The organism is Pseudoalteromonas sp. S3431 (assembly GCF_000690035.1).
GTDB lineage: Bacteria > Pseudomonadota > Gammaproteobacteria > Enterobacterales > Alteromonadaceae > Pseudoalteromonas > Pseudoalteromonas fuliginea.
On the sequence record NZ_JJNY01000031.1, the window covers coordinates 57353 to 79115 of the forward strand.

The following is a 21763-nucleotide window of genomic DNA, read 5'->3' on the forward strand; positions in this document are numbered from 1 at the left end:
TATGGATAACCAGTTACCAGTAGATAAATTTGTTGAAATATACCAACAGCTTGATAGCACTAATCTTGATTTATTGAGTGATATTTACTGTGACAACATACAGTTTATAGACCCGATGCATGAAATTAATGGCATTGTAGAATTGCGCAGGTACTTTGCTAACTTATACAGCAATGTTAAGCATTGTCAGTTTGATATTAGTGATTCGTTTAATAGCGGTAACAATGCTTTTATTTATTGGACTATGCATTATGCACATCCAAAGCTCTCATCAGGTAAAACTATTTCGGTAGAAGGTCATAGCAAGCTTATTTTTAAAGATGGCAAAATTATCAAGCACAGAGACTACTTTAATGTGGGCGAGTTGTTATACAAACACATTCCTTTACTTGGTAGCGTTATAAAGCTAATTGATAAAAGGACAGGTTAATTATGATCACACTTATAACGGGTGCTACATCAGGTATTGGAGAGCAGCTAGCAATTAAATATGCGCAGCTAGGAGACACTGTTATAGCTTGCGGACGTAATAGTGAAAAGCTCGCCGAGCTTGCTAAATACGACAATATTCAAGCTTGTAAATTTGATGCAACTAACCTGCAAGATATAAAAGAGTCTACTATTGGCTTTCCTCATTTTGATCGAGTTATCTTAAACGCCGGTAACTGTGAATATATAGATGATGCGCGAAATTTTGATAGTGCATTATTTGCGCGTGTAATAAACGTCAATTTACTTTCTATGGGGTATTGCCTTGAGGCGTTACTCCCTAAAATAAATCCAGGCGGCCAGCTTGTTTTAGTTAGCTCAAGTGTTACTTATCTTGCGCTACCTCGTTCAGAAGCTTATGGTGCATCAAAAGCGGGTGTAAGTTACTTAGCAAAAAGCTTAGCTGTTGATTTAAATGATGTTGATGTGACTTTAGTTCATCCAGGTTTTGTAAAAACCCCGCTCACTAGTAAAAATGATTTCCCGATGCCTATGGCCGTTACTGCTGAAAAAGCCGCTGACTACATGATTAAGGGTATTCAAAAACGCCGCAAAGACGTTCATTTCCCTTATCGTTTTACACTTATATTAAAAGCATTACGTATTTTACCACTCCCACTTTGGCTTAGAATCGCAAAAGGATTAGCCCGTTGAAAAAAATAGCAATAATAGGAACTGGTGTATCTGGTTTAACATGTGGGCATTTGCTTCACAAACATTATGATGTAACCATTTTTGAAAAGAATGATTACATAGGTGGTCACACTGCAACAGTTGATGTTGATGTAAGCGGCATCAAATACGCAATAGACACAGGCTTTATTGTGTTTAATGACCGAACTTACCCATACTTTGAAAAACTGCTAAAGCGTATTGGTGTCAATAAACAAAAAACAGAAATGAGCTTTAGTGTTCACAACGAAGCCACTGGTTTTGAATATAATGGCCATACATTTACAAGTTTGTTTGCACAGCGCCGTAATATTTTCAGACCAAAATTTTGGCGTTTATTGTACGACATTATTAGGTTTAATAAACTGTGCAAAGCAATGCATGAAAAAGGAGACTATCAATCTGAACAATCATTAGGACAATTGCTTAACGATAACCAGTTTAATGACTTTTTTAAATACCATTATATTCTTCCTATGGGCGCGGCTATTTGGTCTACCAGTATTAAAGAAATGGAAAACGTAGGCGTTGAGTTTTTTGTTAAGTTTTTCTTTAATCATGGGCTTTTAGATGTAACCAATAGACCACAGTGGTATGTAGTACCAGGAGGCTCTCGTCAGTACATTAAGCCGCTGATCAGAGGCTTTGCCGATAAAATTAACCTCAATACAAATATTAAATCTGTTACGCGTCAAAATGATGAAGTCACAATAGAGTTTGCCAATGGTGAGCAAAGTAAATTTGATAAAGTAATATTTGCTTGTCATTCAGATCAGGCGCTTGCACTACTTGGTGATGCTACGGAGCAAGAAAAGTCAGTATTGGGTGCAATAGCTTACACTGAGAACTCAGTGGTGCTGCACACCGATACAAACCTTTTACCAGATAGAAAAGCGGCATGGGCAAGCTGGAACTACCTACTTAATAACAACACTGATAAAGCCGCTGTTGTTACTTACCAAATGAATATTTTGCAAGGTATACAATCGGATACACAGTTTTGTGTAACGCTTAATCATCTTGAAGGAATAAGTCAAAGTAAAATTTTGCGCGAGTTTACCTATCATCACCCTGTATTTAACCAAGAATCTATTGCTGCTCAAAAATTAAAACACAGTATTGATGGGAACAATAATAGTTATTTTTGTGGTGCTTATTGGTACAATGGCTTCCATGAAGATGGTGTACACAGTGGTGTAGATGTGGCTAAACAGCTTGGGGTCGAATTTGACTAGTGCAGTTTATTTAGGCGATGTAAAACATCGCCGTTTTGCTGTTAAAGAACATCGTTTTAGCTATCCTTTGTATATGATGTGGGTCGATCTAAACAATCCTCAGCAATTAAATGGTGTACATAAAAACTTAGGTACATCAGGCTTAAAAGCCTTAAAGTTTAACGAGGCGGATTACCTTCAAAGTTTATCAGCTTCTGATCAATCTCCCATTATTGAACGTGCTCATAAGCAACTTTCTTCATTAGGTATAAAGGAAACATTTACTCATGTTTATATGCTTGGGCAACTACGCTGTTTAGGGGTTTATTTTAGCCCTGTTAATTTTTACTTTTTTGGTAATAGCGATAATAGCTTTACGTATATGATTGCTGAAGTAAGTAATACACCGTGGAATGAACGCCATTACTATTTAGTCTCCCTAGAAAAAAAAGTGAACTTTAAGAAGGTTTTTTCCGTATCACCTTTTATGAATTTAGATATGAACTATCATTGGCATATTCGACAGTCGCCTGATAAAACATTGATACATATTGAAAATAAACGAGATGAAGTATTATTATTTGATGCAACACTTCGTTTGAAACGTGCAGAGCTTACTAATCAAGAAGTCAGTAAGTTACTAAAACGTTTTCCGGCCATGACGTGGTCGATCTTTAAAGGTATTTACCATCAAGCGCTAAAGTTATTTATAAAGCGAGTGCCTTTTTTAGGTCACTCAGGTAGGCCATAAAACATATACAGATAGTTAGAACAATAAATAGGTATTTTAATGGATAAAGTGTCGAGCTTAAATTGTGAACAAAGCACGAGTTGGTTAACTAACATATATAAAAAATTAGTAACTAAAGCCTTTTCGTCAATTAAAACTGGTCAAATAGTTTTGATTGAAGGAAACGAAAGAACTATTTTTGGGGATTCATCTTCAGAACTAAAAGCAACTGTTACAGTAAATGATAAAGCAATGTATAAAGCATTTGCTCTGTCAGGCAGTGTTGGCGCAGGCGAAGCGTATATTCTTGGGCATTGGTCTTGCGATAACTTAACCTCATTTATAGAAATATTTGCTATAAATGAAAAGCAACTTGATGAGTTTGAAAAAAAATTCGCATTTTTTAGCAATGTTGCACACCGGTTCAATCATATAAAAAACAAAAATTCTGAATCAGGATCTAAAAAGAATATTGTTGCTCATTACGACTTAGGTAATGATTTGTACGAATCGTTTTTAAGTAAAGAAATGCTTTATTCAAGTGCTGTATATCCTACAAAAGAAGCGACACTTGAAGAGGCTCAACAATACAAGCTTAAACGCATTTGTGAGCAAGTTGAGCTTCAAAAAAATGATTCAGTTATTGAGATTGGTACAGGGTGGGGGGCTTTTGCTATATATGCAGCCACGCATTATGACTGCCATGTTACAACAACAACGATATCTGACGAACAACATGATTATGTCGCTAATAAAATTTCAGAGCTTGGTCTTGAAAATAAAATAACGTTACTCAAGCTCGATTACAGACTATTAAAAGGCAAGTACGACAAGCTTGTTTCTATTGAGATGATAGAAGCGGTGGGCCATGAGTACTTACCTAGCTTTTTCACCCAATGTGGTGAACTGTTGAAAGATGATGGTGCTATGCTCATACAAGCTATAACTATTGGCGATCAGCGTTATAAGCACTATTTAAAAAACTCTGACTTTATTCAACAGTATATTTTTCCGGGCGGGTGTTTGCCATCACTTAACGAAATGAGTGAGCAGATTAAAAATAATACCGACATGGTAATTCATACTGTTAATGATATTGGCGCTCACTACGCACGAACATTAGCTGATTGGCGAACCCGTTTTATAAAAAGCTGGCCAGATTTGGACCGTTCAAAATTTGATGAACGCTTTTATCGCTTGTGGTTATTTTACTTTGCTTATTGCGAAGGTGCGTTTAGAGCTAGAGCTACAAGCACAGTGCATTTAATGGCACGTAAACCGAGGTTTATGAGCGATAACGATGATATTGCGCTCGGTTATTAATTTTGTTTTATTTCAAGCAGTGTGGTTTTTATCATTGCTGCTTGAGGCTGATTCGCTATTTTTTAGCGGATTAATTATTGTTTTAATGTTTTGTTTGTCAAAGCAGAAAAAACAAGACACCTTATTACTAATCAAAGCCCTACCTCTAGCAATGTTGTTAGAGTTTATAGCGGTAAAGTTAGGCTTGTTAGAATTTAAAGTTTATCCCTTTCCTCTATGGCTCGCCTTTTTATGGGTTGCATTATTACTTTCTTTAAACACCTCAATGATCTTTTTAGGTAGGTTAAAACTTTGGCAGGCCTTTTTAGTATGCATAGCTTTTGCGCCAGCAAGTTATTGGGCTGGGGCGCGCTTTGAAGTAATAAGTTTAGGCTTACCTTTATGGCAGTTTTGGCTCGTGTACGGTGCGCTTTGGTCTACTGTGTTTACTGCTATTCTTTTTATAAACCAAAAAATTAAGTTATTCATCAACCGCTGATCGCCCACAATTCCCATTTCGTAACATTACTCATTGACTCGAGGGAGCTTATTTTGAAACTTATACTAAAGGCAGTTACTTTTTATTTGCTTACAACTTCAATTGTTTTAGCTGACACACAGTTTAATAAAGTAGGCGAAGCACGAATGGAGTATTTATTTTGGGATGTATATGACGCGGTTTTATTTACCCCTTCAGGTAATTACAGCGCAGGAACGCATCCTATTAAATTTAAACTTACCTATTTACGTGACTTTGAAGCTAAAGAAATCGTAAAAGCAACAAATGAGCAGTGGGAGCATATTGGAAAAAAAGAGCTAGCAGACAAATACGACAGTGAATTATTGTCTATTTGGCCTGATATTAGAAAAGGCGATTCGCTAACGTTAGTCACAAATGAGCAGGGAATGAGTGTTTTTTATCATAATGATGAACAAATTGGTGAAATAAATAAACTTCAATTTTCAAGTGACTTTTTAGCAATTTGGCTTGACGAAAAAACTTCTGAGCCAAAACTACGAAAGCAATTATTAGGGAATTAATATGAATATATTAAACACGTTAAAAACAGCATTGATCTGCTTATCAGCTCTACTTTTAATTAGCTGTTCAGCGCCAAATGTTGAACATTATAAAAACACATCGCCAAATTTCGATTTTAAAACATTTTTTAGTGGAAATTTAAAAGCCTATGGCGTTGTACAAGACTTTAAGGGCGAATTGACCCGCAAGCTAGTTGTTGATATGAATGCAACGTGGGATGGTAACCAGGGTGTTATTGAGGAAGATTTTGTTTACGATGATGGTGAAACACAAAAACGTATTTGGAAAGTAACGCTTAATAACGATAACAGCCTAACGGGCACTGCTGATGATGTTATTGGTGTAGCTAAAGGGAAAAGTAATGGCAGTGTATTTCATTGGAACTATAATGTTGAACTTGCATATGATGACAGCACTTTAAACGTTAATTTTGACGATTGGATGTACTTGGTTACACAAACGCGCTTGATAAACCGCACATCTATTGTTAAGTTTGGTGTCGAGGTTGGGGAAGTGACCTTAGTTATCGAAAAAATATAGTTTATTATGTTGCCTAAGTTGCACCAAAATTGTACTTAAATTAAGTTGTTGTTAACTCAACATGCTGTATTTTACCGAGAATTATTTAAATTTTATGTGTTTTTGAAGATTTTAAACAAAAAATGCAATTTGCTGTTGCTAACTGTTTAAAAATGCATAAAGATAGGATTTGCGAAGGCAAAATAATAACGAATAGGAATCTAACAATGAATAAAGCTCAATTAGTTGAAAAAATTGCTACTGATGCAGAAATCTCTAAAGCTGCCGCTACTCGTGCTCTTGACGCGTTTACCGGTGCTGTAACTTCTTCTTTAAAAGAAGGTGATTCAGTAGCGTTAGTTGGTTTTGGTACTTTCTCAGTAAAAGAACGTGCGGCACGTACTGGTCGTAACCCGCAAACGGGTGCTGAGATCCAAATCGCAGCAGCAACTATCCCAAGCTTTAAAGCAGGTAAAGGTCTTAAAGACCAAGTAAACCCTTAATAGGTTTAACAAATTAAATAAAAAAAGGGCTAATTAGCCCTTTTTTTTTATCTATTAAAAAGCCAAATTTCAATGGCTTAATTATAGGTAAGTTATGCTTTTAAGGCTTTATCGCCTCTTCCTATGCCTACAGCACCTGAGCGCACAACTTCAATAATGTCAGTTTCATGTCGCAACGTATCTAAAAATGATTCTATCTTATCTGTGCTACTAACAAGTTGTAGGCTGTAACTTTGACGTCCCATATCTAAAATAGCGCCTTGGAAAACATCGACCACACGGGTTACTGCAGCACGGGTTGATTCATCTTGCGCGAATACTTTAACTAATAAAAGCTCGCGTTCGATGTGACTCATCTCGGTTAAATCTATAATCTTTAATACATCAACAAGTTTATTAACTTGCTTTGTTATTTGCTCAACAACACGGTCATCACCCATGGTGGTAATAGTGATACGCGATAATGATTGATCATCAGTTGTACCTACAGTCAGGCTATCAATATTGTATGCACGTTGTGAAAAAAGCCCAACAATACGTGATAGAGCACCGGGTTCATTTTCTAATAATATAGATAAAATACGACGCATTATGCTTTTACTCCTTTACGTAACCACATCTCATCAATGCCACCTAATTTAATTTGCATTGGATATACATGCTCTTTTTCGTCGACAAGAATATCTAAAAAGACTAAGCGGTCGTTTATGCTCATCGCCCTGTCAATTGCAGGTTGTAGTTCATCAAGCGTATTTACTTGAATACCTACATGTCCGTAGCTTTCAACTAACTTAACAAAATCAGGGAGGGAATCCATATAAGATGATGAATGGCGTCCGCCGTAAACCATATCTTGCCATTGACGTACCATACCTAAAGAGCGGTTATTAAGTGATACAACTTTTACCGCAAGGTTGTACTGTAAACAGGTAGATAGTTCTTGGATATTCATTTGAATAGAGCCATCACCCGTAATACATACAGATTCTTTATCAGGAAAGGCTAGCTTTACACCCATTGCAGCAGGTAAACCAAAGCCCATAGTGCCTAGGCCGCCTGAATTTATCCACTGACGAGGATGTTTAAATGGGTAGTATTGCGCTGCAAACATTTGGTGCTGACCAACGTCAGAACTTACGTAAGCATCGCCATTAGTGGCTTTATAAACAGCTTCTATCACGGCTTGTGGTTTAATTTTTTCGCCATCAGTGTTGTAGCTTAAACATTTTTGTTCGCGCCAGCTGATAATTTGACGCCACCAATCTTCTTGTGCGCTGCGGTCGATTTTAATTGGGCTTTTATCGATACCTGCTTGTAGTTGCTCCAGCACCGTTGCTAAGCAACCCACAACGGGAATATGCGCTTTGATTGTTTTAGAAATAGAGGTTGGGTCTACATCTACATGTACAATCGTGGCATTAGGGCAAAACTTTTGAACATTATTAGTTACCCTGTCATCAAATCGGGCACCTAATGCCAAAATAACATCGGCGTTAGCCATTGCTTTGTTTGCTTCTAGTGTACCGTGCATGCCTAACATACCGACAAAGTTAGGGTGCACACCTGAAATACCACCCAATCCCATTAGTGTGTTTGTAATGGGCGCATTTAACGATTCAACTAAGTGTGTTAATTGCTCTGACGTGTTTGAAATAACAATGCCTCCACCCGAATAAATAACGAGCTTTTTAGCTTCTAAAATGGCAGTAACAGCTTTTCGAATTTGCTTAGAGTGACCTTTAGTATTAGGACTGTAGGTTCTAAGTTCTGTTGTTTGAGGAAATTCGTATTCAAACTTAATCGCAGGGTTTAGCATGTCTTTAGGGAGTTCAACTACAACTGGGCCTGGACGACCTGTACTGGCTATATAAAAGGCTTTAGCGAGTATTGCAGGGATGTCTTTAGCACTTCTACAATTAAAGCTGTGTTTAACTATAGGGCGAGAACAGCCAACAATATCAGTTTCTTGGAATGCATCGTCACCAATTAAATTTGTAGGTACTTGACCTGATAATACAACCATAGGAATTGAATCCATGTAGGCCGTTGCAATACCTGTAATACAGTTTGTAGCGCCAGGGCCTGAGGTTGCAAGCACAACACCCACGTCACCAGTTGCTCGTGCATAGCCGTCGGCCATATGCGTAGCAGCTTGCTCGTGACGCACGAGTATGTGTTCAATATCATCTTGTTGAAAAAGTGCATCGTATAAATCTAATACTGAACCACCGGGGTAGCCAAATATGTATTTAACCTTTAAATCTTTTAATGCCTGAACAACTAGTTCAGAACCATTATATTCTTGTTTGCTCATCCTCATTCCTCTGTGCGCTTTTTATGCATAAAAAAACCCCCGCGTAGTGCGAGGGTTTTTAAAAAGCAGTATCACCTTTTAATACATCCCCGCTGGGCTTATAACCAAGACCAGTACGAGTACGACTAAAAGATTAATGTGTGTGTTCATAGTTTTTACTCTACTTAGCAAAACACTGCTTTTAAATTAAAAATTCTGTATAGGTTTATTTTTAAGGGTTTTGAGCCTTTATGTCAACCTTGAAAGCGGTTTTTTGCATTTTAAATTCGTTTTGTGGCTTTTTTTAATTTAAATCTGCAGAAACCCTGTGTTTAACTGAGTTTACTAGCAGAAATTATGCACTTTAGGTTGTGGGTTCGATTTTAGATATAAAAATAGTGAGAGACCATTAACTTTTATTGCATATGTTAACTATATGTTTTTATCGCCTGTTTAAATTCCTATTATTAGGTATGATTACTACATAATTATGTTTGAGGAAGACACAGTGAAAAAAGTGATGTTAATTGCGCTTTTAACTACGCTATTAAGCCCTATGGTGGCGGCTAATAACTTAAGTCCGCATGATGTTGGTATAACTAACGAAGAGCGTATTTTATATTGGCTAAAAAAAAGAGACCAAATATCTTCAAGTGAGTTAGATAGTTCATTTAAGTCATATATGAGTAACAAAGACGTTGCCAATCACTCTATTAAAAATGGCTTTAGGCAATTTAAACCCTCCTCCAACGTTTTTTCAAACACAAATAAACAACAGGTCGCTTTTTCAACGTCGCTAGTGCCAGATCAAAGCGTTAATGATGTAAAAGTGTTAGCTATTTTAATTGATTTTCCTGATCTTAAACATGACGACAATCAACTTGTAGAGCAAGACACCGATATGTTTTACGCTGATTATTCAACTGAGCACTATCAGCAAATGCTTTTTAATACTCAAGGTTATACAGGCCCTGATGGACAAAGCTTAAAAACGGCTGCTGATTATTATAAAGCGGCTTCGGGAAACAGCTTAAACTTTAGCGGGCAGGTATATGGCTGGGTAACCGCTAATAGCAATGCAAAAATATATGGTGAGCGCCAAGGCAGTACACGGGATATAAATGCGCCCGCTTTAATTAAAGAGGCTGTGGAGAAAGCAGTTGCAAAGTTTAATATTAATTTAGCGGATTATGACTTAACTGATTTAGATGATATTGATGGCGACGGTATCCTTAATGAACCTAATGGCATTATTGACCATGTAATGGTATTTCATTCAAGTATTGGCGAAGAAGCGGGTGGCGGTTACCTAAGCACCGATGCTATTTGGTCGCACCGCTACTATGTATTTGATGAAAATAGCGGGCCGAGCGAGATTGCAGGCAGTAACATTAAGCTATTTGGTTATACCATTAACCCTATTGATGCCGGGATTGGTGTGGTTGTGCATGAGTTTGGGCATGATTTAGGATTATTAGATGAATACGACTTACAATCTAACACGGTAGGTGAGCCCGTCGCGTCTTGGTCAGTTATGTCGACAGGAAGTTGGGCTGGTTCGCCAAGAGGCTCAGAGCCAGTTATGTTTAGCCCTTATGCGCTTGAATATTTACAAAAGCGGTACCAGGGTAACTGGGTTAACCAGCTTACGCTTGATATGGATGAGATAGAGGCTAACTCACAGCAAACATTAATTAATACTGCGAGTACTTCACAACTGCAAAATCAAATAAAAATAACACTGCCACCAAGGCTCGAAAAATTTAGGGCTCCAGTAGAAGGTGATTTTCAATACTATTCAAATACGGGCGACAATATTAGCAACAGCTTAGCGAATACAATAGCGCTACCAAGCACAACTGAGACACTTACTTTAAGCTTTATTGCTTATTACAGTATTGAGCGCGATTACGATTTAGTTCAAATAAAAGTAAATGGCGAGCCAATCGTGAGTAATTATACGCAAGCGCTTAATCCATACTACGGTGATATTGGTCCGTATATCTCAGGTGATTCATTTCTTAATAGTGATGCTAAGCAACCTAACGGCTATTTAACCCATAAGTTTGATTTATCAGCTTATGCTGGGCAAACAATTGATTTAAAAATTGAATACATAACAGATGCGAACACACATTATTATGGTTTTGTTGTTGATGATATGCGCATTGAGCAAAGTGATACTTTAATTTGGCAAAATAATGCACAAGATCAAGTTAACACTGAGTTTAATGGCTTTGAAAAAATTGGTAATTACACATATGCATCACCATCACATTACTATTTACAATTGCGTTCATACACAGACGTTGACAGTAGCTTACAAGCAGAGCAGTACTCACCGGGGTTATTATTGTGGTACAGCAATGAATCTCAAGCAGATAATAACACTACCGAGCATCCAGGCAGTGGTTTTGCATTAGTGGTAGATGCCGATCAGCGCTCAATAAATAAAGGCAGTACGCAAACTCCGGCTTCTTCAGCAATTCAAATACGTGATGCTGCTTTTAGTCTATACCAACAAAGGGCAGGGTTAGGTGATGATGATTTATCAGCTATCACCCAGTTCACTGATAAAAACGATTATAGCTTTGCAGCGCAAAAACCATCGGGTGTTATGCTTCCACAGGTTGGTTTTGGGTTTAATATTATAAATCAGTCAGCTGATAGTGACGACATAGAAGTAGAGCTTAATTACGATGTCACTAAGGGTATTAATTTTACCAAAACAGGTTTAACCGTTAATTTTAATGTAGAAGGTTTTGCACTCACGCCTTCGGATACATTTACGTGGAATTTTGATGATGGTAGCTCAAGCATAGAGTTAACCCCTACTCATGAATACCAAGACTATGGCACTTACAACGTTGAGTTTATGGCAAGTAATGGTACTTCAGATCAAGTAGCTGTAGTTCAAGTTACACTAGCTGAACCATTATCTGTAAATGAAATTGAATATGAAATAAACCAAGGAACTTTAACAGCTGAGGCTTCGCTTACAGGTGGGGTCGCACCGTATACTTATAATTGGCAGCTAGGGGATGGAAGTACTTTAACGACGCAATCGCTTACTTATAATTATTTATACTCTGGTGATTACCAAGTAACGCTTACAGTGACAGATAACGAAGGCACGGAGCAAACTAAAGCGATTGATGTAACTGCGACTGTTCCGCTTAGCATAAACGCAAACGCTACCGTTAGTGATTTAAGCGCACAATTTAATGCTCAAGTAACCGGCGGCTTTAATAGTTATACTTACAGTTGGGATTTTGGTGATGGCAGTGCGTTATCAAGTTTACAAAACCCAATACATACTTATCAAACTGACGGGACATATAACGTAACGTTGAATGTTACTGATACTCAAACCAATGATACTTTTACTAAAGAGTTATCTGCTACTGTGCAAAAACAACAAAGTAGTTCGGGGTCAAGTGGCGGATCACTGGCGGGTTTATTAGGATTACTTCTGTTAAGTTTATTTAGGTTTAATACTAATACCAATCCGCAAAATAGATCACTTAATTAAGCGAATTGGTATAACTTGCATAAATACACTAGGTTAGTATAAACGTAGTTAGCAAACATAAAAAAGCCCGCTAAATTAGCGGGCTTTTTAAATTAATAACAAATATTAATTATAAACGGTCAATTACTGATTGAGTGAAATCAGTTGTACCGTGGCTGCCACCTAAATCGCGAGTTGTACGGTCGCCTGATTTAATTACATCAGCAACAGCACTACGAATACGCTCTGCTGTATCGCCCATATTTAAATGCTCAAGCATTTGAATAGATGCTAAAATTACAGATGTTGGGTTAGCTAGATTTTTGCCTGCAATATCAGGCGCGCTACCATGTACAGCTTCAAAAATTGCTGCGTCTTCACCAATGTTAGCACCAGGTGCCATACCTAAACCGCCAACTAAACCAGCACAAAGGTCAGATAAAATATCACCAAATAAGTTAGTCGTAACAATTACGTCAAACTCTTCAGGTGTCATTACCAGCTTCATACATGTTGCATCAACAATCATTTCATTTGATTCAATTTGTGGGTAACGCTCTGCTACTTCACGTGCTACTTTTAAAAACAAACCAGATGTTGATTTTAAAATGTTAGCTTTATGAACGGCAGTTACTTTTTTACGACCTTCGCGTACCGCTAGCTCGTATGCAAAAGTTACGATTTTTTCTGCGCCTTCACGCGTAATTATCGATTTTGCTTGTGCTTCATTACCGTCTTCACTTACTACTTGGCCAGCACCTGAGTACATACCTTGGGTGTTTTCACGAATAGTAATGATATCAATATCGTCGTAACGCGCTTTAGTACCAACAAATGATTTAACTGGGCGTACGTTAGCGTATAAACCAAATTGCTTACGAAGCGTTACGTTAATAGACGTAAAACCTTCACCTACAGGCGTAGTTAAAGGACCTTTTAATGTGATTTTATTTCTAGCAATGGTATCAACCGTTTCTTGCGGAAGTAACTCACCTGTTTTTTCAAGTGCTGCAAGGCCTGCATCAACAAATTCATAATCAAAGTCGCAACCTGCGGCTTTTAATATTTCAAGTGCTGAGTCGATAATGCTCGGACCGATGCCGTCGCCTTTGATCACTGTGATGGTTTGTTTGGCCATTGACTTTTCCTTTAAAGATTTTGATTTGCACATAAATTATTACTCTGAGAGAGTAACAGCTTGTTAGGTCATTTATGTGAATGGGATTGAAAATTGTAAGGGCGCATTTATACCAACTTATCGCCCATTTTGCTAGTTTATACTACAAATACTGGGTATAAATTGTATTTATAATGGAAATAAAAAAACTAAATAACCTGAACACAGAACAAGATATTTACTAACATATTGAACCATAATGATATTTAAAATTATTTTTCTAGCCAGAGATTTTCAATGAAAAAAGGCGAATTTACGCGTCATTAGCTTGCTTATTGCAAGTAGATTAAACGCAGTTAGCGTCAGGTTTAATCCCTCAAATTGATTAAGTATTATTACGGATTGGTATTAAATAGTATTAGATAAGGCAAGCTCTTGGAGCTGTTCATTAAATAAGTGATGGTTTTCCCATTTTTGAGTAGTTAATTGCTGATCTAATATTTGCTGTTGCCAAGTGCTTAGCTTTAGCTGCGGTTTAAATACGGTTTGTGTAAGCGCCTTTATTGCTACCCATAGTTTACTGCGTTCGTTGAGCTGCTTTTTTGGAAGATGTTCAGCTTCCAATAATGCGATTGCCCAAGGGTTATCACTTAATAGTAATGTAAGTTGTGCTTTTAGCTGCTCAGTGTCTAATGAACTAACACCAAAAAAGGCACTAATAGGCGTATTCAATGTGGTGTTAGGTGTTTCATCAATCATTATTTTTCTAGATATATGTGTACTGCATTGTGTTAATAAAAAATAAGCATAGCCATAGAGAGGAAGTGCGATATGTTCAAATTGAATCATTTTATTTTTACTAACCAATAGAGCAATAATTTCTACTATGCACTCTAGTCGCGTTAAAACAAATTGTTGTAAAGGGTGAGGAGTTACCTTAACCAGTTGCTCAAATATAACTCGCTGAATAATTGCAGGGGCGTTAAAATAACCAACCATAGATAGACTATGTTTCAAACTTTTAGCCGCTTGATGTTCATTATTATAAGGTTTTACAGCCTCACATAGATTTTCTATTACATTAGGATAAGGCGCCATAATTTGGCTTAACGCTTTGTAGCTGTATTCATGCTGCAACTTAAGACGACTAATTAACTCTATCAAAGCTAGCGACCCATTATTTAGTATATTGGCAGTGGAAGTTATATGCTCACTGTCCCATACACTAATTTGGATACGTGAATCATTTGATTGCCACTGGATAGCGTTGCTGTTTAGCAATGCCTTGACTCTATACCACGCTATTTTATTTTTATTCTCGACGTTTATTAGTATATGACGCTGCTGATTGTCGCTGGCCAAATACACCATTAATTGATCATTATATATAACTCGGCTACCCGGTAATAATGGGCCTATATGTGCGATTAAAAATTTTATTAGCTGTTGCGCAAATAGGTTAGGTGTACGTATATATAAATCGCCAAGAGCTTTAAAAAGACTAATATGTTGTTTAGAAGGGCTATAAGTAATGTTCATTGCAATTATATTAGCGATAGCAACAAGCGTAATGCCACCATCATAAAGCATTATTTTTGGTGTAGTGACTAATGCTTGCTTGTACTTACTTAGTTTTGCAAGAACTTGCGTTATTGGTTTTGCTGAATCACCACCAGTTAAGATTATTTTAGCGGTGAGCTGGTGGCGTAATTGCCATATTTTTTTATCACTATCACTAAACTTTAATTGTTTGGAAAGCTTGTTTAGTTGCTCACCCACACATAAGTGATCAACAAGTGCAGCACAGATATATAATTCACTAAGCTGATTATTGTATTGCTGGCTTTTACACAAAGCAGCGGTTAAAACACATTGATTGATAACCAAATTAACAGAGTAACTATATTTAGGGTTAAATACAGCACACCTAGCTTGTAAAGCTACAGGATATTGCTCATATAATTCTCTGTATTGCTCAGAAAGTTTACATACTGCAGGGTAGACTGTCTGCCATTGTTTTTTTACATTATATAAAGTTAAAAATAGTTTTGTATTTTCAAGTAATTGGTTTAGTTTGACAGAAATAGGCTCATTCATTATGCCTTCACCTAGTTTTAATCCTGATATTTTTTATAAGCACTTGGCCCCCACAAAATAAGTTGACCATTTTTAAATAACAGTCCGGTACATTCATCTATGGTTGTTATGCCATCGGACGTTTTATGTTGCGTGCGATAAAAAATGATTTGAAGTACTTCATCACTATTGCGTTTTGCAAAAGTAAGATCTGGGCTGCCTAAGTAGTCAAGTACACTATTAATAGTAGTAGGCTGCTCTAGTGAAAGCTTTTCGATATAACGTTTATTAAATGCTTCGCGGTCTTGCCAAATCATCGCTTGGGGGTCATCTTTATAAAAAGTGATCACCAATGTTGCTATTAGCGCATATAGCCCTAAACCTAGAATTAAATACCTAAAAAACTTTTTCAACATTATTTACTCTGGTCACAGAATCTAATAATAGTATACGTATTGTAATTAGCACACGCTATAAACATGCGACTAACTAAGCCTTAATTGCTTTAAACTAAAACCCAAGTTTATATCCGTGCGTAAACTAACCAGTTGTTTTGAGATTACATACATTTCCATATTTGCTTCTAGCTTTTTATGAATACTTGGGCTTAGTAATTTATCTTCTAGCGCTTGCTCAACAGTATTATAATTATTAATAAGTTGTTGAGCCGACTTTATCCCTATGCCTTTTACGCCTGGAATATCATTGGTTTTATCACCAGCGAGTGCCCAAAAGTCTACTAACCTACTTTGTTGAACTCCAAAACGTTCTTTTATACTGTGCTCATCAAGGTATTGCTTTTTAAAGTAATCATAAATAGTTATGTATTGACCTAAATGAGGTAAGAAACCTTTGTCAGTAGATACAATTGTGTTGCTTACATTATTCGTTGCAGCTTTGCACGCAAGGGTGGTAATAATGTCGTCAGCTTCGTCATTAATAGGTTCAAATACTACAATACCTGTTTCTTCAATGGCTGTTTTGAAATGTATTAATGCATCTTTCAAAATTTGTGGCATTGGCGAGCGTGAATGTTTGTAATTTTTATAGAAATGGTAACGCCAACTTCTGTCTCCATCAAACACAGCAATAGCATGGGTGGCGTTGGTAGTGTTTAGTAGTTTTTTGCATGCATGAGCTACTCTAGCACAACATGCTTCGATCATTTGATCATCACTGTGGTGTTTTTGGTTTACGTCAACCGCGTAAATGCGCCTAATTAGATTAAGCGCATCTATAAGAAGTAAATGTGGTTTCAAATTATAAAACTCATGCTTTTATTTCATAACATGGAGTGTACTTACTACCAGGGAGTTTCATACGTCCTTGGTCAACAAATGCCTGAAGCAGTTTATCCATATCTTTCATCAAAGCGGGCTCACCGCTTAAAATATAACGGCCATTTTGTTTAATCGCTTTTATACCTTCGTCTTTTACATTGCCGGCAACAATTCCTGAAAATGCTCGTCGTAAATTAGCTGCTAATAACTGTTTTGGTTGATTAAGGTGTAAATCAAGACCAGCCATATTTTCATGGGTTGGTGCAAAAGGTTGCTGAAAATCGTTATCAATCTTTAGCGTCCAGTTAAAGTAATACGCATCACCTTCGCTTTTACGATAATTGCGTACATCAGTCATTGCTGACTTTAATGTTTGTCCAACTAATTTAGGGTCATCAATAATTACTTCAAATTTGTTGAGCGCTTCTTTACCTAATGTCATTTCAACAAATTCGCACAGTTCTTTAAAATAAGCTTCGCTTTCTTTTGGGCCCGTTAAAATCACAGGCATGCATTGTTTGGCGTTGTCAGGATGTAACAATATACCTAATAAATACAAAAGCTCTTCTGCGGTGCCAGCTCCACCAGGAAAAATAATTATAGCGTGAGCGGTGCGTATAAATGCCTCTAAACGCTTTTCTATATCAGGTAAAATTACCAGCTCATTTACAATTGGGTTCGGTGGTTCAGCAGCAATAATACTTGGTTCAGTCAAGCCTAAGTAACGATTATCTTTAATGCGTTGTTTCGCGTGGCCAATGGTGGCTCCTTTCATAGGGCCTTTCATTGCGCCAGGTCCACAGCCTGTGCAAATATTTAAACCGCGTAAGCCTAATTCGTATCCCACTTGCTTAGTATATTTGTATTCAACTTCATTAATAGAATGTCCGCCCCAACAAACTACCATGCTAGGTTCGCTATTTACGCGCAATGCATCGGCATTTCTTAGCATGTCAAACACCATATGAGTAATGGCTTTTTGTTCTTTAAGATTTTTTTCGTATTTTTGACATATAAATAAAATATCGCGGATAACAGAGAAAATATGTTCGTGAATACCGGTGATGATCTCACCATCTACAAAAGCAGTTAAGGGTGGATTTTCAAGCTCAATTTTAATCCCGCGTTCACGGCTCAATAGGCGTATATCAAAATCTTGATATTTATCATAAATTTCGTTGCTGGCGTCCGTATGACTCCCCACGTTTAGCACAGCAAGTGCACAATTTCTAAATAGTTTATAGCGCTCGCTAGTGGATGATTGTTCTAATAAATCAACTTCTAGTTGTGACAATAAATCTAAAACCCCAGTTGGGTTTAATTGTATTAGCATCGGCGTTCTCCTTGCTATTCTTTTATGTAAATTACCACTTCGTGATATCTTTTATTTAAAATAAAAAATATCACATTATTTACTTATACAAAGACGATCCCGACCTGTATTTTTCGCTTCATAAAGAGCATCATCTGCTCGGTCAAAAGCGATTATAGGTGTATCGCCTTTCTTTAACTGAGTAACACCTAGAGAAATAGTTATTTCAATTTGTTTATCTTTAAATTTAAAAGGAATACTTTTAATTATCTTCCTCAGTTTATCAAGAGGGGCCGTAGCATTTATGAGCGAAGTACTAGGCATAAGTAAAACAAACTCTTCACCGCCATAACGGGCAATAAAATCTGATTTTCTAACAGATTTTTGTAGTGCTTTGGCTATAACTTGTAGTGTTATATCCCCAGCAGTATGACCAAATCTATCATTAATGGATTTAAAATGGTCAACATCAATCACCGCAAGAGTGACATCCGATGACTGAACATTAAATAGGTGTATTTCATGGTTGTAACGTTCATCAAATGCAGCACGATTAGGCAGTTTTGTTAAACTATCCAATAGACTTTTAAAACGTTGTTCGTTTAAGCGTTTTTTATATTTTGTTAGTTTGCTTTCAAGGCTACCAATACGACCATTAATTTCATCAAAGCTAGAAACCAGCATTTCTCTGTCAGTACGTTCAAGTTTTTCTTTTGCAATAAAGTCTTCACTAAGCGATTTTAATTCGTTATCAACCAACTCTTTTAAAGATGATATAGAAGTTGCATTTTGAGTTTGGACATTAAGATTTTTAATTTTACTTTCAATGCTTTTATTTAGAACATCAAACTCAATTTCCATCGATTTTGAGTGTTTACTTGTTGATACAATTGAATGATGTAAATCTTCAAGTGTTTGGTTTAAAGAAGATAAAAAGCTTTGTGCCGATTTACGCTCTTTATTAATATTCTTTACAATAACACTAATTATATTAATAGAAGCCTTTAACAGTGCATCTAACGTGTCGCTTTCTGTAATACAATTTTTTATGTATTTAACTTCTTCAGTTGCTTCGTCTTCCAACACTAATTCGTTAGCTAATTTTAGTAATTTTTGTGCAAGCTCAGGTGTTGCAGTACATTCATCGTCAGACGCAGCTTCTAGTTTGAGACTTAATGTTTGATGATAAAAAGAAATTAGTTGGTCAAGTAAAGGTATAAAATCATGGGTAGAGTGCACTTGATTAATTTCGTGATCTAATAAATGGCGAAGTGTTCTACGTGTATCCTCTGGTAATCCTTTTGTTTTTTGCAGTTGTTTACCAGCATTCTGTACGCTGCTATACAAATCTCGTTGTTGGGAGAGTTGTACTGATTCTTGGTTTTTTAATAAAACAATTGTTTCACTTATCAATGGCGATAGATCTTCAAAGCTGACACCTTTAATGAGTGCAGCCCTGAACTTAGCAAGCCTATTGTCTAATTCAGTATCAAGCCCTTTACAACTCAATGATAATTTAGCTGAGAAATCAGAAAGAGTGTCCACCTGATATTTACGCGCGTCTTCAACAGCCATTCGGGCGTCAATTGCTTGTTTTAGTTTCTTATCTGTAGCGTTAGATTTATCAGACACCTAAGCTTACCGCCATCGTATTAGTTATATTATCTTCAGTTTACAACAAATTTTTGTTATGTGTAGTTATCTAACTAAAAACTTAGTAATTTTAGTAAGCTAATGCGTATAAACTCATGTACAAGACTCTTTATCGTATTTAATTCACATTTAAATCCGAGCTTGTTAATCTAGCTAGTAATTAAGTTTCTATTAAGAGTTTTTATGAAAAAGTTATTAGCTTTATCGATTGTAGCTGCATGTTCTACTTCAGCTTTTGCTGATGTAAATTACGAATTAAAAATATCTGAACCACAGCATCATTTGGGTAATGTAAGTGTTGAATTTCCAAAATCAGCACAATCTCATATCGATGTAAAACTTCCTGCTTGGCGTACAGGCCGATACGAAATTTTAAACTTAGCCAATGGCGTACGTTACTTCAATGCAAAAGATGAAGATGGCAAAGAGTTAACGTGGGAAAAAGTTGACCATAGTACATGGCGTGTACATCTTAATAAGCCAACAGAAGTTAATGTTGATTATCAAGTGTATGCAAATGAACTAGGCAAACGCGCCCGTCATATTGACGACAGCCATGCATTTATTGATGCATCAGGTTTTTTTATGTTTAGCGAGTCGTTTCGTCAAGAGCCAGTAACAGTCAATTTAGATATACCTAAAAAATGGCGTTCTGTATCAGGTATGGATAATTTAGAAGGTAAAAATTCATTCAAAGCAGCTAACTACGATGTGCTTGTTGATTCGCCAATCGAAACAGGTATAAATCAATTACACACATTTGAAGTAGATGACCGGGAATATGGCTTAGTTGTATGGGGCGATGGTAACTACGATGTAGATTTAATGCTTACAGATCTGAAAAAGCTAGTAGCGACAGGTAATGTAATTTGGGATGGCTATCCGTATGAGCGTTATGTATTTATGGTACATGCAACGTCGGGAGCGGGTGGTGCAACTGAGCATTTAAACTCTACTATTATACAACGCCCACGCGATCGATTTGGTAGCCGAGAAGATTACTTAGGTTTTATAAGCACAGCCGCACACGAATTTATTCATACATGGAATGTAAAAGCATACCGCCCACAGGGTTTAGTGCCGTACGATTACACGAATATGAATTACTCTAAACTACTTTGGATCGCAGAAGGTTCAACAAGTTACTTTGAAGATCATTTATTAGTGCGCTCAGGCATTCAAACAACAGATGAATTTTTTAAAGTAATGAGTAAAACAATTAATCGTCATTTACAAACACCGGGCCGTGAAGTGCAAAGCGCAAGCGAAACAAGTTTTGATAAATGGATTAATCAAGGTGGCGATCACGCACGTAATTACAGTACCAATATTTATTCAGAAGGTTCGTTACTTTCACTCGCTTTAGATATCGACTTACTAGAAAAAAGCCAAGGTACAATAAGCTACCGCGATGTGCACAAAGCACTTTATAACAATCATAAAATGCCAGCAGGGTTTACAGACGTAGATGTGCTTAACATTTTAAAAGATTTAACAGGGCGTGATTACTCAAGCTGGTGGCAAGAAAATGTAGAATCGCCTGCAAGTATCAACTTTGATGAGTTACTTGCTAAAGTGGGCTTAAAATATGAACGACCAGAAAAAGCAAAAGCGCTTGCGAGTATTGACGCCACCGCTAAAAATACCGGTGAGTTACTAACACTAAGTTACGTTCGTCGTGGCGGAAGTGCATGGGAAGCGGGTTTAACTACCAATGATAAAATTGTTGCTATAAATAAGCATCATGTAGGTAAAGATTTAAAAACGAGCCTAGAAACATTTAAAGCAGGCGAGAAAGTAACCGTTGACTATATTCGTCGCGATGCTCTTGATAGCTTAACATTAGTATTATCAGAAGATTTTGATAAACCTAAAAAAGTAGTTGCTAATAAAGACGCTACGCTTGAACAAAAAGCGCTATTTAAAGCGTGGATCGGTGTAGAACACCCTGCAGATGTAAAAAAAGACTAAAAGTGATTTATACCAACCTGCATAAATACTTGAACAATTTAACGAATTAAATTTCACTATAACGTCGTTAAAAATTTTT

General features: G+C 36.7%; 19 protein-coding genes. 11 read left to right on the forward strand and 8 right to left on the reverse strand.

Annotated elements, in window-relative coordinates; translation table 11 throughout:
* Position 1: 1 nt before the first annotated feature.
* From DO88_RS11385 to DO88_RS11345, 9 genes are all read left to right on the forward strand, one after another.
* Entirely contained in the window at positions 2–430 is a 429-nt protein-coding gene (locus tag DO88_RS11385; RefSeq protein ID WP_007376327.1) for a nuclear transport factor 2 family protein, read from the forward strand.
* 2 nt (positions 431–432) lie between these two features.
* Positions 433–1143 (forward strand): SDR family NAD(P)-dependent oxidoreductase, encoded by a 711-nt coding sequence (locus DO88_RS11380; protein WP_008137092.1) that lies wholly within the window; start codon positions 433–435, stop codon positions 1141–1143.
* Positions 1140–2396 (forward strand): NAD(P)/FAD-dependent oxidoreductase, encoded by a 1257-nt coding sequence (locus DO88_RS11375; RefSeq protein ID WP_033038854.1) that lies wholly within the window; start codon positions 1140–1142, stop codon positions 2394–2396. The genes DO88_RS11380 and DO88_RS11375 overlap by 4 nt, the downstream gene beginning before the upstream one ends.
* The gene (locus tag DO88_RS11370) at positions 2389–3126 is read left to right on the forward strand and encodes a DUF1365 domain-containing protein (RefSeq protein WP_033030200.1); all 738 of its coding nucleotides are present in this window, start codon (positions 2389–2391) and stop codon (positions 3124–3126) included. Before DO88_RS11375 ends, DO88_RS11370 begins: the two co-directional genes overlap by 8 nt.
* A 39-nt stretch (positions 3127–3165) precedes the next feature.
* Positions 3166–4428, forward strand: coding sequence for an SAM-dependent methyltransferase (locus tag DO88_RS11365; protein WP_033038857.1), 1263 nt, complete (start codon positions 3166–3168; stop codon positions 4426–4428).
* Positions 4406–4906, forward strand: a complete 501-nt coding sequence (locus DO88_RS11360) for a DUF2878 domain-containing protein (protein ID WP_007376322.1) — start codon at positions 4406–4408, stop codon at positions 4904–4906. Before DO88_RS11365 ends, DO88_RS11360 begins: the two co-directional genes overlap by 23 nt.
* A gap of 53 nt (positions 4907–4959) precedes the next feature.
* Positions 4960–5448 (forward strand): chalcone isomerase family protein, encoded by a 489-nt coding sequence (locus DO88_RS11355; protein ID WP_033038860.1) that lies wholly within the window; start codon positions 4960–4962, stop codon positions 5446–5448.
* 1 nt (position 5449) lies between these two features.
* A complete protein-coding gene (locus tag DO88_RS11350; RefSeq protein WP_007376320.1) occupies positions 5450–5989 on the forward strand; it encodes a DUF3833 domain-containing protein in 540 nt (179 codons plus the stop codon).
* Positions 5990–6195: 206 nt separating this feature from the next.
* Entirely contained in the window at positions 6196–6471 is a 276-nt protein-coding gene (locus tag DO88_RS11345; RefSeq protein WP_002962474.1) for an HU family DNA-binding protein, read from the forward strand.
* A gap of 92 nt (positions 6472–6563) precedes the next feature.
* Here the strand turns inward: DO88_RS11345 and ilvN are convergent, their stop codons facing one another.
* Both ilvN and DO88_RS11335 read right to left on the reverse strand, forming a co-directional pair.
* Positions 6564–7061 carry an acetolactate synthase small subunit gene (ilvN, locus tag DO88_RS11340; RefSeq protein WP_007376319.1) on the reverse strand — a complete coding sequence of 166 codons (498 nt, stop codon included), beginning with the start codon at positions 7059–7061 and terminating at the stop codon, positions 6564–6566.
* Complete coding sequence (locus tag DO88_RS11335) at positions 7061–8785, reverse strand: acetolactate synthase 3 large subunit (protein ID WP_007376318.1); 1725 nt, start codon at positions 8783–8785, stop codon at positions 7061–7063. Before DO88_RS11335 ends, ilvN begins: the two co-directional genes overlap by 1 nt.
* Positions 8786–9272: 487 nt before the next feature.
* Between DO88_RS11335 and DO88_RS11330 the strand changes: the two genes are divergently transcribed.
* Positions 9273–12296, forward strand: a complete 3024-nt coding sequence (locus tag DO88_RS11330) for an immune inhibitor A domain-containing protein (protein ID WP_033038861.1) — start codon at positions 9273–9275, stop codon at positions 12294–12296.
* Positions 12297–12405: 109 nt separating this feature from the next.
* On the opposite strand, the gene DO88_RS11325 is transcribed toward DO88_RS11330, so the two are convergent.
* The 6 genes from DO88_RS11325 to DO88_RS11300 all read right to left on the reverse strand — a co-directional run bounded on the left by DO88_RS11325 (position 12406) and on the right by DO88_RS11300 (position 19692).
* Positions 12406–13413, reverse strand: a complete 1008-nt coding sequence (locus tag DO88_RS11325; protein ID WP_007376316.1) for an isocitrate dehydrogenase — start codon at positions 13411–13413, stop codon at positions 12406–12408.
* Positions 13414–13800: 387 nt separating this feature from the next.
* Positions 13801–15489, reverse strand: coding sequence for a hypothetical protein (locus DO88_RS11320; RefSeq protein WP_033038863.1), 1689 nt, complete (start codon positions 15487–15489; stop codon positions 13801–13803).
* Positions 15490–15506: 17 nt separating this feature from the next.
* Complete coding sequence (locus tag DO88_RS11315) at positions 15507–15884, reverse strand: DUF3192 domain-containing protein (RefSeq protein WP_007376313.1); 378 nt, start codon at positions 15882–15884, stop codon at positions 15507–15509.
* Positions 15885–15953: 69 nt separating this feature from the next.
* Positions 15954–16727, reverse strand: a complete 774-nt coding sequence (gene xni, locus DO88_RS11310; RefSeq protein WP_007376312.1) for a flap endonuclease Xni — start codon at positions 16725–16727, stop codon at positions 15954–15956.
* 10 nt (positions 16728–16737) lie between these two features.
* Complete coding sequence (ppnN, locus tag DO88_RS11305) at positions 16738–18081, reverse strand: nucleotide 5'-monophosphate nucleosidase PpnN (protein ID WP_007376311.1); 1344 nt, start codon at positions 18079–18081, stop codon at positions 16738–16740.
* Positions 18082–18156: 75 nt separating this feature from the next.
* Positions 18157–19692 (reverse strand): GGDEF domain-containing protein, encoded by a 1536-nt coding sequence (locus tag DO88_RS11300; RefSeq protein ID WP_033038865.1) that lies wholly within the window; start codon positions 19690–19692, stop codon positions 18157–18159.
* 204 nt (positions 19693–19896) lie between these two features.
* Here DO88_RS11300 and DO88_RS11295 point away from each other — a divergent pair, with 204 nt between their 5' ends.
* A complete protein-coding gene (locus DO88_RS11295; protein WP_033038867.1) occupies positions 19897–21684 on the forward strand; it encodes a M61 family metallopeptidase in 1788 nt (595 codons plus the stop codon).
* Positions 21685–21763 lie beyond the last annotated feature (79 nt).